Source organism: Rhodocytophaga aerolata (assembly GCF_030503435.1).
GTDB classification, from domain to species: domain Bacteria; phylum Bacteroidota; class Bacteroidia; order Cytophagales; family 172606-1; genus Rhodocytophaga; species Rhodocytophaga aerolata.
Genome location: NZ_JAUKPO010000033.1, coordinates 24527 through 40535, shown reverse-complemented (window position 1 = coordinate 40535; position 16009 = coordinate 24527). Strand labels below are relative to the sequence as shown.

At 40.1% G+C, this 16009-nt stretch carries 13 protein-coding genes; 6 read left to right on the top strand and 7 right to left on the bottom strand.

Annotated elements, in window-relative coordinates:
* The first annotated feature begins 44 nt into the window (after positions 1 to 44).
* Complete coding sequence (locus Q0590_RS30330; RefSeq protein WP_302041410.1) at positions 45 to 926, top strand: inositol oxygenase family protein; 882 nt, start codon at positions 45 to 47, stop codon at positions 924 to 926.
* A 60-nt stretch (positions 927 to 986) separates the two neighbouring features.
* On the opposite strand, the gene Q0590_RS30325 is transcribed toward Q0590_RS30330, so the two are convergent.
* Positions 987 to 2075 (bottom strand): SPL family radical SAM protein, encoded by a 1089-nt coding sequence (locus tag Q0590_RS30325; protein ID WP_302041409.1) that lies wholly within the window; start codon positions 2073 to 2075, stop codon positions 987 to 989.
* Positions 2076 to 2393: 318 nt separating this feature from the next.
* On the opposite strand from Q0590_RS30325, the gene Q0590_RS30320 reads away from it, so the two are divergent.
* A complete protein-coding gene (locus Q0590_RS30320; protein WP_302041408.1) occupies positions 2394 to 4016 on the top strand; it encodes an ABC-F family ATP-binding cassette domain-containing protein in 1623 nt (540 codons plus the stop codon).
* Positions 4017 to 4492: 476 nt separating this feature from the next.
* Entirely contained in the window at positions 4493 to 4846 is a 354-nt protein-coding gene (locus tag Q0590_RS30315; RefSeq protein ID WP_302041407.1) for a T9SS type A sorting domain-containing protein, read from the top strand.
* Between the two features lie 95 nt (positions 4847 to 4941).
* On the opposite strand, the gene Q0590_RS30310 is transcribed toward Q0590_RS30315, so the two are convergent.
* Positions 4942 to 5874 (bottom strand): Ppx/GppA phosphatase family protein, encoded by a 933-nt coding sequence (locus Q0590_RS30310; RefSeq protein WP_302041406.1) that lies wholly within the window; start codon positions 5872 to 5874, stop codon positions 4942 to 4944.
* Between the two features lie 111 nt (positions 5875 to 5985).
* Between Q0590_RS30310 and Q0590_RS30305 the strand changes: the two genes are divergently transcribed.
* Positions 5986 to 7551 carry an acyl-CoA carboxylase subunit beta gene (locus tag Q0590_RS30305; protein WP_302041405.1) on the top strand — a complete coding sequence of 522 codons (1566 nt, stop codon included), beginning with the start codon at positions 5986 to 5988 and terminating at the stop codon, positions 7549 to 7551.
* A 60-nt stretch (positions 7552 to 7611) separates the two neighbouring features.
* Positions 7612 to 8847: a BaiN/RdsA family NAD(P)/FAD-dependent oxidoreductase gene (locus tag Q0590_RS30300; RefSeq protein ID WP_302041404.1), complete on the top strand. Its 1236-nt coding sequence runs from the start codon at positions 7612 to 7614 to the stop codon at positions 8845 to 8847.
* A gap of 58 nt (positions 8848 to 8905) precedes the next feature.
* On the opposite strand, the gene Q0590_RS30295 is transcribed toward Q0590_RS30300, so the two are convergent.
* The gene (locus Q0590_RS30295) at positions 8906 to 9601 is read right to left on the bottom strand and encodes a YiaD family glycine zipper/OmpA-like lipoprotein (RefSeq protein WP_302041403.1); all 696 of its coding nucleotides are present in this window, start codon (positions 9599 to 9601) and stop codon (positions 8906 to 8908) included.
* Between the two features lie 216 nt (positions 9602 to 9817).
* On the opposite strand from Q0590_RS30295, the gene Q0590_RS30290 reads away from it, so the two are divergent.
* The gene (locus Q0590_RS30290; protein ID WP_302041402.1) at positions 9818 to 10555 is read left to right on the top strand and encodes a PPK2 family polyphosphate kinase; all 738 of its coding nucleotides are present in this window, start codon (positions 9818 to 9820) and stop codon (positions 10553 to 10555) included.
* Between the two features lie 88 nt (positions 10556 to 10643).
* On the opposite strand, the gene Q0590_RS30285 is transcribed toward Q0590_RS30290, so the two are convergent.
* The 4 genes from Q0590_RS30285 to Q0590_RS30270 all read right to left on the bottom strand — a co-directional run bounded on the left by Q0590_RS30285 (position 10644) and on the right by Q0590_RS30270 (position 16001).
* The gene (locus Q0590_RS30285) at positions 10644 to 11093 is read right to left on the bottom strand and encodes a MarR family winged helix-turn-helix transcriptional regulator (RefSeq protein ID WP_302041401.1); all 450 of its coding nucleotides are present in this window, start codon (positions 11091 to 11093) and stop codon (positions 10644 to 10646) included.
* Between the two features lie 74 nt (positions 11094 to 11167).
* On the bottom strand, positions 11168 to 11512 hold the full coding sequence (locus Q0590_RS30280) for a tRNA-binding protein (protein ID WP_302041400.1): 345 nt from the start codon (positions 11510 to 11512) through the stop codon (positions 11168 to 11170).
* Positions 11513 to 11596: 84 nt separating this feature from the next.
* The gene (locus Q0590_RS30275) at positions 11597 to 11890 is read right to left on the bottom strand and encodes a hypothetical protein (protein ID WP_302041399.1); all 294 of its coding nucleotides are present in this window, start codon (positions 11888 to 11890) and stop codon (positions 11597 to 11599) included.
* 457 nt (positions 11891 to 12347) lie between these two features.
* The gene (locus Q0590_RS30270; RefSeq protein ID WP_302041398.1) at positions 12348 to 16001 is read right to left on the bottom strand and encodes an AAA family ATPase; all 3654 of its coding nucleotides are present in this window, start codon (positions 15999 to 16001) and stop codon (positions 12348 to 12350) included.
* Between the last annotated feature and the right edge of the window lie 8 nt (positions 16002 to 16009).

The window sequence follows — 16009 nt, the reverse complement described above, 5'->3', positions numbered from 1 at the left end:
ATATTCTAGAACTTAGTAACTTGTGATAAATTACATCATTTTATATGGAACCAAACAAAAAATATACAGAAAAAGAAATGAATCCGCTTCATAGTCTGGAGGATTGGGAGGAAGATATATTAGTAAGATATCCGGAAAATGAGGCACCAGGAAAGGCCAAAGAAGAGTACCGAAATTATGATAATCCAGAGAGAGATACCGTACGGGAGTTTTACAGATTGAATCACAAATACCAGACGTATGATTTTGTACGTGAGAAAGAGAAAGAGTTTCTGAAGTTTGATAAAAAAGAAATGCCGGTATGGTCTGCGTTAGAATACCTGAATACATTGATTGATGATTCTGACCCGGATATAGACCTGGATCAGTTGCAGCATTTACTTCAAACCTCTGAAGCCATCCGTGCAGATGGCCACCCTGACTGGTTTGTGCTCACTGGTTTTCTGCATGACATGGGCAAAGTTCTTTGCTTATTTGGAGAGCCTCAATGGGCGGTAGTAGGCGATACCTTTCCAGTAGGCTGCCAGTTTTCAGATAGAATTGTGTATCCGGAGTTTTTCAAAGACAATCCCGATTCATACAACCAGCAGTTTAATACTAAATATGGGGTGTATGAGCCTAACTGCGGCTTACGCAATGTACATATGTCCTGGGGGCACGATGAGTATTTGTATCACATGGTAAAAGATTACCTTCCCGAGCCAGCCTTGTACATGATTCGTTACCATTCTTTCTATGCTCAGCACCGGGAAAGTGCCTATGAACATCTGATGGATGACCATGACCGGGAAATGTTTCAATGGGTAAAAAAATTTAATCCGTACGACTTGTATTCTAAAAACCCTAAACCCCCGGTGGTAGCCGAGTTAAAACCTTACTACCAGGAGTTAATAGCTAAATATTTACCTGCTACATTAAAAATGTAACAAAACAAAAAAGGCAGCCCGTTGAAGCTGCCTTTTTTGTTTAAATGAATTACCTATAATTTAGGTCCAGTACAGGATAGGTGCTTTTGGAAAACGCAGCGCTAGTTGATTTTCAAAAAACTTCCGCAGGTTTTTCATGGTATCTGCTGAATACACAAACTTCTGTCCTCCAAACTTGTTATATTTTACCGACCTGTTTGCCTCATTCATATCCAGGCTGGTATTCGGATACCACTCCAGCAACACATCTTTGGAACCTGGCGTAAACCGGTGGCTGATCAACTCAAACGTCAGATCACAATCAAATTCCAACGTTTCCTGGATTCTGTTTAACAAATCAATATAATGCATTTGCCAATCTGGTATGGGCATAATAGGGGCCAGAACTATACCTACAGGATAGCTGCCTCCACCCTGCGAATGGGGTAAGGCTAATTTGCGTAGCGCGGCTAAACGGGCTGATATAGAAGCTGTACCTCCTTCCAGACGTTTAGCTACAACTTCTGCATTCAAACTGATCCGGCAACGGGTATTTCCAAAATGTGGCAAATCCAATAAGCTATCTACCTGACTATATTTGGTTACCCACCGCAGTTGGGCGTTTTTCTGCGAACCAAAATGTCGTATACTCGCAGATAAACTGCCCGTAAGATGTTCTATACTGAGTGGGTCGGTGTAGCAACTGGCCTCAAAAGTAGTTCGTTTCCCAGGTTTATGATAAGCAAAGGTGTTATCCAGGATAGATGGCAGGTTAGCAAATACACGTACGACCGGCGGACCCTGTAAACTACCAGCCAGATAACAATATTGACAATGGGCCGGGCAACCTTCAGCCAGATGAAATTGAAAATCGGCGGAAGGAGGAATAGGTTGCAATCTGAATGCACTCGGCGGTGCTACAACAACAGCCATCGTTTGTTTGGCAAGTTGATAGGTTTCCCGTTCACTCTCCCCGCGTATACCAGTTAAGCGGTTGCTCTTTAACAATTCCACTGGAAGTTGTAATTTGCTTACCCGTTCGTAAATCTGTTGCCCAAAAGGTTGCTCTAAGGCAGCAGGCGTAAATAATACCTGCTTAGGCTTCCACAAACGGGAGGAGCGGTTGTCAATATTAACTGGAGTATCTTCAAGAATAGCAGATAATGACATAATTTGTATTTTTAAGAGATAAGCTGGTAAAAGAAAATAGTGGCTAATAGACTTAGAATTGTAGATTACTAAGTGATTTGCCTAACTATTCTTTCTTAGGATAACACATAAATAGTATAAATGCTTCCTCATTAATTATATTTTTTTAATATTTTATAAAAATAATCAGCTTATTTTTATCCAACACAAGGGAAACTTGTTTAAGCAAATACTTGTAATATATACTTAACTCAAGTAGCTGTTAAAAAACGATTTACAGATTATTTCCTATTTTTGCAGCCTGATCCAAACCTATCACTTTAAAGAAAAAGCGTATTCATGATAAGTACATCTAATGTTACCCTACGTTACGGAAAGCGAACACTTTTTGAGGACGTTAATATAAAATTTACACCTGGCAACTGTTATGGCCTTATTGGGGCTAATGGTGCCGGGAAATCCACTTTTTTAAAAATATTATCCGGAGAGATTGATCCGCAGTCTGGCCTGGTACAGATTAGTCCCGGAGAACGCATGGCGGTGTTACGGCAAAATCAATCAGCCTTTGATGAGTTTCCTGTGCTGCAAACAGTGATTATGGGCCATACCCGCTTATGGGATATTATGCGGGAAAAAGATGAAATTTATGCGAAGGCTGATTTTTCTGAAGCCGATGGCGTAAAAGCCTCTGAACTGGAAAGTGAGTTTGCCGACATGAATGGCTGGAATGCTGAGTATGAAGCAGCCGAGCTATTGAGCGGCCTGGGCGTGAAAGAAGAAATACACCACTCATTAATGAAAGACATATCCGGGAATGACAAAGTACGGGTACTTTTAGCGCAGGCCTTGTTCGGAAATCCGGATATTCTGTTGTTAGATGAGCCTACCAACAACCTGGATGTAGAATCTATTATGTGGCTGGAGAATTTTCTGGCTGATTTTAAAAATACGGTAATTGTAGTATCTCACGACCGTCACTTCCTGGACCAGGTATGTACGCATATTGCCGACCTGGATTTTGGTAAGATTCAGCTCTACGCCGGAAATTATTCTTTCTGGTACGAATCCAGCCAGTTGGCAGCCAAGCAGAAACTGGATGCCAATAAGAAGGTGGAAGATAAACGCAAAGAATTACAGGAATTTATCCAGCGTTTCAGTGCCAATGCTTCCAAATCCAAGCAGGCTACCTCCCGGCAGAAATTACTGGAAAAATTAACGTTGGATGACATTAAACCCTCTTCCAGAAAGTATCCGGCAATTATGTTTAAACAGGAACGGGAAGCAGGCGATCAACTGCTGCAGGTAGAAAATCTTGGCAAAAGCCTGGAGGGCGTTCCATTGTTTCGTAAGGTTTCTTTTACAGTAAATAAGGGAGATAAAATTGCTTTCTTAAGCAAAGAAAGCCTGGCGATTTCTGCCTTTTTCGATGTTCTCATGGGAGAGAAGAAAGCAGACAAAGGTGAGTACAAGTGGGGAGTTACTACCTCGCAAGCCTATTTTCCTATAGAAAATTCTAAATTCTTCAACGTTGATTTAAATCTGGTAGACTGGCTGCGGCAATTTTCTGTAGAAAAAGATGAAAGTTTTATCCGCGGCTTTTTAGGCAGAATGCTGTTTTCCGGCGAGGAATCATTAAAGAAAGCGCATGTATTATCCGGAGGTGAAAAAGTAAGGTGTATGTTATCAAAGATGATGTTGCAGAGCGCCAATGTACTCGTGCTGGATGAACCAACCAACCACTTAGATCTGGAATCTATTACAGCCCTGAACAATGCGCTAAAAGATTTCAAAGGGACAATACTCTTTACGTCGCATGATCATCAGTTTGTACAAACAGTAGCTAACCGTATCATTGAGATTACACCTAATGGCATACTGGATAAACTAATGACTTATGATGAATACCTGGCAGATGATTATATCAAACAGCAACGTCAGAGTATGTACAATGTATTGGTATAATTGTTTTTAGGCATAAAGTCAGAATTATTGAAATAAATAAGCCGTAAAGGTGGTTTTTACAGTTTGTAATTTTGTAATATTTCCTTCATGAGAAATAAAATTTTATACATCGGTCAATTTATTAATAAATGTTCTACTATTTAGCTGTAAGTGTAAGAACTGTAGAATAATATTTTGTTTTTGCCATTTACTTAGGTAATTAACCATTTGTCTATACTACAAGTCCTTTATACAAAGGGCTTTTTTATTGCCTTATTGGGTATATATATTTGTACTATTACAAGTTTTTGATCTTAATATACCTAAAATAAAGTTGGTCTTGTTCAATTTTAGCGATTCTGTGCACAGATGTATGAATTAGTGGGAAATGCGTCAGTTTGCTGCAGAACTATGTAATAAATTTGTAGTGTAAATAATTCAAGTAGAGAGCACTACACCAAAGAATAAGCAACCAACTCAATTTAATAAATAAAAGAATGAAGAATCTTATCGTAATTTTTATCCTATTGGTTTTCTCAGCAAATACCTATGCTATTCCGGCTAATTTGCTAGATAAAGGCAAAAAGAAAAAACAACAAAAAGTAGCAACTGCGCTGATGGCGGTTGTAGAAGAAGAACCAGTAAATGATCTGTTTAACGTGCTTGCCGGCAACAAGTCGGAAGTAAATGTTAAAGTATTTGATATTTCTGGTAGAATCGTATTTGAAAAGAAAGTAAATATCGAAAGTATTTTGAGCAATAAATACAAAATAGAAGAATTGCCAAAAAGAAGTGTATTCGTTATGCTTCATAACAACACCGCATACTTTTTCCAGGAAGAAGCTAAGTAAGTTTACTTCCGAGGATAAGAAATAAAAATCCTAATCAGTATTTTATAATTTTCTCTTCAGATATCCTGGGTTCTATGGACTCAGGATATTTTTCATTATAGGTATACAGCTAATAGGCCTTCTTTTAGAGCATATGCTGAAACCCGGATTTTGGTAATATCATACTGGCTTACTAGCAGTTGTACTATGCAGGAAGCCACTACGATCATATCTACCCGCATTTCTAACATGCCAGGTATAGTCAACCGTTCCTCTTTGTTTTTTGTAAGCAACTGTTCATAAATTTCCATAAAATCTTGTAAGGGCAACTCAAATTCAGTTTTCATAAGATCTTTGGTGAGGGTATGTCGCTTAAAATATATGTCAAGCAGGGTTTCAAAAGCCCCCGAAGCTCCAATGAGTGTGTGAGGAGCATATTGATGCACAGCATTGGTCAGAGGAATTAACTGTTCCAGCAGATATTCTTGCAGTTTCATTACCGACACAACCGCAATAGGATCAGTATGCATAAACCGGTCTAACAGCCGTTGTGCGCCTATTTCAAAACTTTGCTTCCATAAAATGCCTTTCTGGTTGCAGATGATACACTCTACACTGCCGCCTCCTATATCAATGATTAAGGAGTTTTCCTCGCCAAGCTCCATAGATGACCGTACACCCAAATAGATAAGTTCAGCTTCTTCCTCTCCTGAAATAGTATTAACCTGTATGCCTGTCTGTGTAAATATATCGGCGAGCAACGCTTGTCCATTAGAAGCATTGCGGATAGCACTAGTTGCTGTAGCAAATACATTTCCGGGCAGCACACCATACTCATCCAGCTTTTGCCGGAAACCTTGTAAGCCTTGCAAGGCTCGCTGATACGCTTCTTCCGTTAAAATACCTTTGCTGATGCCACCCTTGCCTATTTTGGCCACAAATTGCTCTGCATACAAAGTGCTGAAACCGGAGGGGGCATTTTTTTTGGCTATTAACAGATGAAAGGTATTAGTGCCCATATCAATTACCGCCACTGATGTATTCTTCATAAGGATAAGGTAGATTCTCCAATTGAACTGCCAATTTATACGACAGTCTTATCGGTTAATGGTTGAAATGTATATATTTGAAGTAGTAAAAATACTATTCTTTAGAGATACATGGAGCCAAACACACCTACACACCAAGATAAATTTGCCATTCTCGATAAAAAAAACCAGGAAGCGTTACTAGGCGGAGGCCAGGTACGCATTGAAGCACAACACAAAAAGGGCAAACTTACTGCCCGTGAACGTATTCAGCTCCTGCTGGATGAAGGTTCTTTTGAAGAAATCGGCAAATTCGTGATGCACCGGAGCCGGGATTTCGGTCTGGATAAAGAGCATTATCTGGGAGATGGGGTCGTAACCGGCTATGGCACGGTAAATGGCCGGCTCATCTATGTATATGCACAGGATTTTACTGTTTTTGGAGGAGCCTTATCAGAAACGCATGCCGAAAAGATTTGTAAAATTATGGATCTGGCTATGAAAAATGGAGCCCCGGTTATTGGACTAAATGATTCTGGAGGTGCCCGTATTCAGGAAGGAGTCATTTCATTAGCCGGCTATGCCGAAATTTTTTACCGCAACACCAGAGCTTCAGGAGTAATTCCCCAGATTTCCGCCATTATGGGGCCTTGTGCAGGGGGTGCCGTGTATTCGCCAGCCATCACAGATTTTATACTAATGGTAGAAAATACGTCATATATGTTTGTTACCGGGCCAAATGTAGTAAAAACGGTTACGCATGAAAACGTAACTTCTGAAGAATTAGGTGGTGCCAGTACGCATAGCACCAAAAGTGGTGTTACGCATTTTGCCTGCGCTAACGAAGTAGAGTGCCTGAATTTTGTAAAAAAATTGCTAAGTTATGTTCCTCAAAACTGTGAGGAAGATGCACCGTCTATTGCTTACGTGCCTTCGGGCAGTGAATTGCGTCCGGAGTTAGACAGCATAATTCCATTAAATCCCAATCAGCCATACGATATACGGGAGGTAGTGGAGAAAGTAATTGATGAAGATAGCTTTTTCGAAGTGCATAAAAATTTTGCTGAAAATATTGTAGTTGGTTTTGCCAGAATTGGTGGCAGAAGTATAGGCGTTATTGGCAACCAACCGGCCGTATTAGCAGGTGTATTGGATATAAATGCCAGTACCAAAGCTGCCCGCTTCGTCCGTTTCTGCGATAGTTTCAATATTCCTTTGCTCATATTTGAAGATGTACCCGGATTTCTGCCTGGAACAGACCAGGAATGGAATGGCATTATAACCAATGGAGCCAAGTTATTGTATGCTTTCAGTGAGGCTACCGTGCCACGCATCACAGTTATTACCCGCAAAGCCTATGGAGGTGCCTACGATGTGATGAACTCCAAGCATATTGGTGCGGATATGAACTATGCCTGGCCAACGGCAGAAATTGCTGTAATGGGAGCCAAGGGTGCAGCCGAAATTATTTTTAAACGGGAGATTGCCGAAGCCGAAACTCCAGAGGCTAAACTACAGGAAAAAGTAGATCAATACACTGATAAATTCGCTAATCCCTACAGGGCAGCTTTTAGAGGCTATATTGACGAGGTAATTTACCCCAGGGAAACACGGCAAAAATTGATAAGAGCCTTTAAAATGCTCGAAAACAAAGTAGACAGCCTGCCCAGAAAAAAACATGGAAATATACCTTTGTAGCCAGGAGTTTTTTCAAGGTTGGCTTTGTTGTTCTGGTATCGTTTTTCGCTTGACATTTGTATGAAGGTAGTTGTGATCGGAGGAGGAGCTGCCGGGTTTTTTGGAGCAATTACTTGTGCTCAGCAGCATCCGCACTGTGAGGTAATTCTTCTTGAAAAAAGTAATAAAGTATTAGCTAAAGTCCGGATCTCCGGAGGCGGACGGTGTAATGTTACCCATGCGTGTTTCCATACCGGGCAACTGGCAAAATTTTATCCCAGAGGGAGTAAAACGATGCTATCAACGTTGCAACAGTTCGATGCAAAAGATACGGTAAGCTGGTTTGAGTCGAGAGGGGTAAAACTGAAAACCGAACCGGACGGACGGATGTTCCCAGTGACGGATTCTTCCCAAACCGTGATTGATTGTCTTTGGGGGGAAGCCAGAAGGCTGGGGATTGATATTAAAACCAGTACAGGTGTAGCTTCAATTAAGCCCTTGCATATGTCTGATAATGAGCCTACCCGGTTCTTACTTACACTCTATAATGAAGAAAAAATTGAATGCGATAAAGTACTGATTGCTACTGGTGGAAACCCTAACGAGGCAGCTTATGAGTGGTTGACAGTTGGCAAACATTCTTTGAAAAGCCCGGTACCTTCCTTATTCACATTTAATACGCCAGCTTCCTATCTGCTTGATCTGTCAGGTGTATCGGTACAACAAACCATTGTAAAAGTGGCTGGAACCAAGCTTACCCAGAGTGGGCCTCTTTTAATTACCCATTGGGGATTCAGTGGCCCAGCTGTTTTGAAGTTGTCTGCCTGGGGAGCTAGAGAATTACATGAATTAAATTACCGCTTTACATTACTAATCAACTGGTTACCTGAATATAATGAGGAAACCCTGCGGAATGACTTGCTCACATATAAACAAAACAACTCTAAAAAATTAGTAGCTACACAGGCCTTGTTTAACTTACCATTCCGGTTATGGCAGCGGTTCACACAACGGGCAGAAATTGGCGAGCAAGTTCGCTGGGCTGATCTGCCTAAAAAAAACATGAACAAACTAATTGATCTGCTTAGTAGAGGAAGTTTTGAAGTGGATGGGAAAAGTACTTTTAAAGAAGAGTTTGTTACCTGTGGGGGAGTAGCCTTGGAAAATATTAACTGGCAAACCATGGAAAGTAACGTATGCAAAGGGCTATTCTATGCAGGAGAAGTCCTGGATATTGATGGGGTAACCGGAGGATTTAATTTTCAGAATGCCTGGACTACTGGGTATATTGCCGGCAAAAATATAGGCATAAAATAAAACTAGCGCATCCATTAGATGCGCTAGTTTTGTTTTAAAGCAATTAAATTTTCTCAGGTTATTCGTTTAGATTCACGCCTTCAATTTTACCTTCTTGCGCTTCTTCTTTTAAATCTTCATCGGCTAAAATAATCACTTCTACCCGGCGATTTTCCTGACGGCCTGCTTCAGAGTCGTTAGAGGCAATCGGTTGATTTAAGCCATATCCTTTGGTAGTTAAACGGGCACCTTTAACACCCATTTCCTGTAAGCGTTTTTCTACAGCTCTCGCACGTCTTTCAGATAATTTCTGATTGTATTCTTCAGCACCTTTGTTATCTGTGTGTCCTTCGATCAGGATTTCTGTTTTTTCGTACTTTTTCAGCACTTCTGCCATTTTTGCCAGGTTCTGTTCAGAGGCTGCATTTAACCGGTCTGAGTCGAAGCCAAAAAGGATTCCGGAGTCAAATTTAACCCGGATGCCTTCGCCAACCCGTTCTACTACTGCACCATCTACATCATTTTCTATTTCTTTCGCTTGCTTATCCATATACCGGCCAATTAATGCTCCGGCTGCGCCACCAACAGCAGCACCAATAATGGCACCACCTGCTGTATTACCTGTTCTGTTACCAATAATGCCACCAAGCACTGCACCAGAGCCGGCGCCAATAGCGCCACCTTTAGTAGTCTTACTTGCATTACAACTAGCAAAAAAGAATAGGATGGCTAAACAGAAAGCTAAAAGTCCATTTAGTTTTATTACGTTTTTCATAGCTCAATATAATTTTATTAATGGTTTGTAAAGATATATACTGTAATTTCCGGGATTAGGTTTACGCGTCTACCTGTTTCCACGCTTTTGCACTTAATAAAAGCTTTCAAAAATGACCTTAGAATAATCGTGCCAGAATTATTTTTCTTTTATGTGTCTATTTACGTTAAGAGGAAAATATGTTGCCTGAGAATTTCATAAAACGTAAAGAAATATATGAAACTAGCTACTATTCAAACTAAAGCGCCATCCTCTTTGGACAAAGAAACCATTCGGGAGAAGACACAAGACCTGTTGAATGACTTAAAAGAGTTGCAGGATGTATTTTATGCCTTGAAAAAGAATAGCCTCTTGGTTGTTTTACAAGGGCTGGATGCATCGGGCAAAGATGGAGCCATAAAAAAAGTTTTTACCGGTGTAAATCCAATGGGGTGTACCGTGAAACCCTTTAAAGTACCTACAGCTGATGAAGCTTCTCATGATTTTCTTTGGCGTGTTCATCAACACACGCCTGCAAAAGGAATGATCCAGATATTTAACCGGTCTCATTATGAAGACGTATTAGTGCCCAGGGTAGAAAAATTTGTTAACCGGACTACGATAAAAAAGCGGTATGACCATATTAATAACTTTGAACAGTTGCTTACCGATTCAGGTACTATCATACTTAAGTTCTTTTTATATGTTTCAGAAGAAGAGCAACTGAAACGCATCCAGGAGCGGATTACTAACCCCAAGAAACATTGGAAGTATGATCCAAGCGACCTAACTACTACGCAGAAACGCGACCTATATCTGGAAGCATATGAAGAGATTTTTGAGCATTGCGGACCCAATCTGCCCTGGACGATTGTTCCTTCGGATCAGAACTGGTATAAAGAATATGTTATAGCAAAAACTATTGTAGAAACGTTAAAGAACCTGGACCTGCATTATCCCGGTAAACAACACTAATCCAGATGATAGGGCAAGCAGGCGCCCATGAGAGTTAGTAGATAAATACTATAGAGAAACAGGTAAAATATGGCAGTAGTAGATGATATTATCCCCGGAGTTTATCTAATACGGCATTTACCAGCGCTGCTTCTTCGCCAGTAATCTGGTTTAGGTCTCTTTGTATATGTTCGTCAGTTACATCGAGTTTGGCCAAAAGATCAAGCCCTTTTTGCGTAATCTTAACATTAACTGCCCTGCGATCTTCCGGACATTCGCAGCGGTCTACTAGCTGCTTTTGCTTAAGTTTTTCTACTAACCTGGATGCATTAGAGTTTTTATCGAGCATGCGTTCTGTCAGCAAGGTTACTGTAGCACTATTAGGATATTGCCCACGGAGGATGCGCAAAATATTATACTGCTGCGGCGATACGCCAAATGGTTTTAACCGCTGCGTATTTTTTAAATTTAACCAGCTAGCTGTATAGATGATATTTAAATATAGCTTCTGAAACTCATTCTGGAACTTACTTTGCTGGATCTCTTTTTCTAATTTCATCTGAATAATTCCTTTGTTCTTAGTGTGTATACATGAAATGTAGACACATAGTTTCTTCTGCTAATTCCGCTGCTCTAGGCTATAGGTAATCCGTTAGGAACCTGTCTTTCTGGTTGAAGCACTACAATTTCGCCGTTATGGGAAACAACGCCTAAAACCAGGCACTCCGAGAAAAAATTAGCTATTTGCTTGGGAGGAAAATTGGTTACAGCAATAATCTGTTTATTCAGCAAATCTTCTTTTGTATACACTCTTGTAAGTTGGGCACTGGATTTTTTAATACCTATTTCTCCAAAATCTATAGTCAGTTGGTAGGCAGGTTTACGAGCCGCAGGAAAGTCAGCAATATGAATAACAGTTCCAACCCGGATTTCGATTTTAGAAAAATCATCCCAGGTTATATTTTTGGGAAAAGACATAAAAAAACTACAGAGGAAATAGCTGTAGAATATGAAAGGAAAATGAAATTAACTCACAAAAAAAAGCACAAATCCAGAAAGGACTTATGCTCCTAATTGGTGACGTTTGTTTTCGATAAGTCCATGATAATACTCCAGGTCGTCCTTCAACTGGAACCGAACCATGTATTCTAACGAGGTTCTGCAAAGCAATTGATTTACCTCTTCTATCTTACTTTCCAGATCTTGGATTTCTTGCATAAGGGTTATTCTGGCAGACTGGTCGGCAGTCAATTCAGTAGAAGTGGATGCGGTTACTGGCATATTTTTTTTTATGAAATCAACAGCCTCTCCAAATGGTAGTGCTCCTGATGTAGATTGTTCTGTGCTCCGTATCATAGTTAAACTAATGATGATTTTTACTACATACGTAACAAATATGATAAAAAGTTTCGATATTTGGAAGCTCCGTAAAAAATAAATATTTGGGTATGGAGGAAGTGCAATGTTTGGCTTTTAACCGATCTTTGTTACTTTATGTTTGGCTTTTGATCAACTTTAAATAAAGATTATCTAGCCAATCTAGTTGTATGCGGGAGAATATGCTGGTAAAAAGGTTGTTTCGATTTTTTTGTACTTTTATAATGTATTATTTTGCCATATCCAGAAAAGATACTTATTTGTCGTAAGATCATCCGATGCTTTTTAGAAATATACATTTTGCCCTCGTTTGCTAAAATTATATCCTATATGAGTATAGTACTATTCTTAAAACACAAGCCTTAGCAGATAACCGCTCTTACAGAAATAAACTTTAAACTCTGATTAAAAAACAACCAAAAAGGTACATGAAGTTTTAGCTGATTATTTCAATTTTACTCACACCGCTCGATTGTTTGGTTACCTGTATTTGCGTAGTAATGCGTTCTTTTAACGCGTCAACATGCGAGATGATCCCAATCATTTTACCGGTCGCCTGCAAGTTTTCTAGGGTAGTAATAGCTACATCTAATGCCTGAGGATCTAGTGTTCCAAACCCTTCGTCAATAAATAAGGAATCTATACGGGTTTTATTACCGGCAAGGTCAGATAAGCCTAGTGCCAGCGCTAAACTTACCAGAAAAGTTTCACCGCCAGATAAGGTTTTCATGCTCCGGATATTATCTGCCTGGTAGCGGTCTATTATTTCCAGATCGAGGTCGGTGTGGGGTTTACGCCGTATATGGTAGCGGGGATTTAATTTTTCGAGATACCGGTTGGCTAGAAACACCAGCCGGGCTAAAGTTAGGCCTTGGGCGAAAATATTAAACTCAGCTCCGGTAGCCGAACCAATCATATCGGAAAGTATCTTCCAGCGGTTAAATTCCTTTCTGAATTTGTCTATATCTTGTACGATGGTCTGGTGTATAGCAACTAAATGTTCGTTTTCCTGCAAACTCTGCTCAGTGCGGGCTGTCTGCGAAATTAGGTTTTCTTTTTCATGCTGTAAGGTGGAGAAGGTTTCTTTCAGTTCTTCTAACCCCGCCTCCGTTAGTTCTTTTGCGCCTTGATCTTTAAGTTCGCGTTCAGTCTGGGCGTAAGCTCCTTTTAAGCCGTTAATCCGTTCTTCTATAGCTTCTTTTTGATTTTTTATCTGTACTTCTGTAGACCGGTCAAGTATGCTGGCGGTAAAATGCAGGATATCGGTAAATCCATATTGATGCAGTTCTTCCTGAAATTTTGCTTGTTGTTGGACGAGTACAGTATGGTTTTGCTGAAGCGTCAATTCTTTATCCTGAAGTTGCTGTTTTTTTATAGATAATTGTTCATGCTGTTGTGATAGGGCTTGTTCATCGTCTTTCAGTTGAGTCTCGTATTGTTTAATTAACCCAGACAACCGTTCTTTCTCCTGCAAAACGTGCTTGTCGCCAAATAGCTGTCTTCTTTCTTCGCGTATCTTTCTTCCATGTGATTCCAAAACATCTAAGTCAATTTTTTGCTTAAATAGCTCTTGTTCTGTTTTAGTTATCAAGGTATTTACCTTCTCCAGTTCAAGCTTTACTTGATATATTTTTTCGGTAATTTCCTTTTCTTCCTGTAGCCGCTGTTGGTAGGCAACAGAACGGGTTTTTAACGTAAGCAACCAGCTATCATATAGTGTTTCTGAAGGTATATCTGTATGATAGGCACTTAGCATCTTAGCAAGCCTGGTTTGTTGTGCCTGGCGGCTTTCAGAGATTTTGTCAATGGCTTGCCGTGCTCTTTGCAAGTTTTCCTCTGAGTTACTGAAGTGTATGCTAAGTTCTTGTTGCCGTTTGTCGAGTTGCTGAAGCGTTACTTGAAGCTGATCGTACTGCTCCTTAAACTGAGTACGAATTTTTACTTTATCTTTATAGGAAGCTAAAACCTGTTGAAGCCGTTGTTGCTCAGCTGTGTTATCTGAAAGTTTTTGCCCAAGCACCTGGAGGTTTTGTATCTGGTTCTCTTCGTGTAATTGCTGATTAATAGCCTCATAGAGCTTCTCTAAGTTAGCTACTTCCAGACTTATATTTTTTAGGTCCTTCTGGTAGGTAAGCCGATTTATTTCTGTAATATTCAATTCTCTAGCCGCTTCTTCAACCTGTTTGCGCAATTGTTCCAGCAACGTTTTTTGTTTGTCGCGTTGCCATTGTGTCTGATTAATCTCAATCGGGTGGTTGTTTGAAACAAACGGATGATCCAGTGAGCCACACAAAGGGCATGCGTCTCCTGGGATTAATTGAGTTCTGGCAGCTTCGTAATTCAGGATCAGGCTCTCAGTCTCATACAGTTTCTGCAGTGTTTCCAGATGGGCTTGTGCCTGAGATTCTTTCTCTTTTAATAAGCGGAGCGTAGCGGTCTGCTCTGTAAAAAGCTTTTCATTTACTGGAATTTCCTGCTGTAGTAACAGCAACTTGTCATATTTTTGTACATACTCCTTCGCATACATTAGCTGGTTTTGCCGGTGAATGTACTCTTGCACCAGTTGTTGCGATTTTTTTTCTAACTCCTCAGGATCAGTTTTGTCTAGTAGCAGGCTAATATCTTTATCTAGCTCTTTTAACTGCCCTTCTTTCCACTTCACAGATTTTAGTAACTGGCTAACTTCCGTTTCCAGGTGTGCTAATTCTTCCGAAAAAGTTTTTTGTTGCTGTTGAATGGTGGCTAGTTCTGTAGATTTTTCTTGTATTTCATTGGCAGCTGTATATAGCGCCTGAATATTCTGCTCTAGTAAGCCAAGTTCCTTTTCCAGGCAGGCATCCTGTGCATGGTTTTGAATATACGCCTGAATCTGTTGCTGTTTCAGCAACAATTCCTCAAAGATATGCTGGCATTGAGCTGATTTCTGCTGTAGTATTTGTAAGTCGTTACAACCCTGCAGGTATTCATTTTTTTGTTTTTTGAACTGTTCCTGTAAGTTTACTAACTCCTTATCCAGATCATTGGCTTGCTCGAGAAGGGGGAGTGTGTTTTCCCATTCGTTTTTGGCCTTTTTTAATTGAAGCTGGGAGGTTTGCAGTAGCTTTTGTTTTTCTTCTTTCTGACTTGCCAGATGGGGTAGCGACTTAGAGAGGTGTAGTACTTCTTCTTCCAGTTTCCTGGCGTTGGATTCAAGTAAGGTTACTTCCCTGTACAACGGTTGTAAGGGGATGGTTTGTAAATGGGTATGGTATCTTTCAAAATCGTGGGTGTATGTACTTTTAACTTTTTGCGCCTGTTCCAGCTCAAATTTTAATTGAACAGTTTTCTTCCGCAATGTTTCCATGGTTTCCAGCCATTGCATTTGCAATGTAAGCCTTTCCATTTCTTGATTTAAGGCGGTAATTGCTTCTTTGTTGGCTAAGATCTGCTGTTTATACTGTTCAATTTGTTCTGGCGTCAGTAGTTTAGCGTTGTCTAGCTGAGTCTCTAATTGCTCTAATCGTTGTTTTTTTTCTTTTTGTTTTTCAAAAGCCTTTTTGGATAACTGTGTATAAATGGCTGTTCCGGTAATTTTTTCTAGTAATTCGCCCCGCGTTTTTTCATCTGCTTTCAAAAAAGCAGCAAAGTCTCCTTGAGCAAGCATTACCGAACGTAAGAAACGAAAATAATCCAGGCCGGTAATTTCGGTTACTTTATTAATGACTTCTGTTTTTTTGGATTCCAGAATAACATCAGCCACCACATCAATCAGTTCCATTTTAGGTTGCTGTATCTCCCCATCAATTTTACCCCGGCTCCGGTGAATAGACCATTTAGACCGGTATACTTTCTCCTTCACACTAAATTCTACTTCTGCCAAACAATCAGATGTGTGGTAGCTCATAATCTCAAAAGGACTATCGCGGTTGAAGCGGGGTGCCCAGCCGTATAAAGCCAGGGTTATCGCATCTAGTATCGAACTTTTTCCTGCACCAGTAGGGCCTGTAATGGCAAACAAACCAGAATCTGCAAACGGACTTTTATTGAATGCTATATAATGCTCACCTTTTAATGAATTAATATTTTTTAACCGGACACTTAGAATTTTCATTAAGCAAA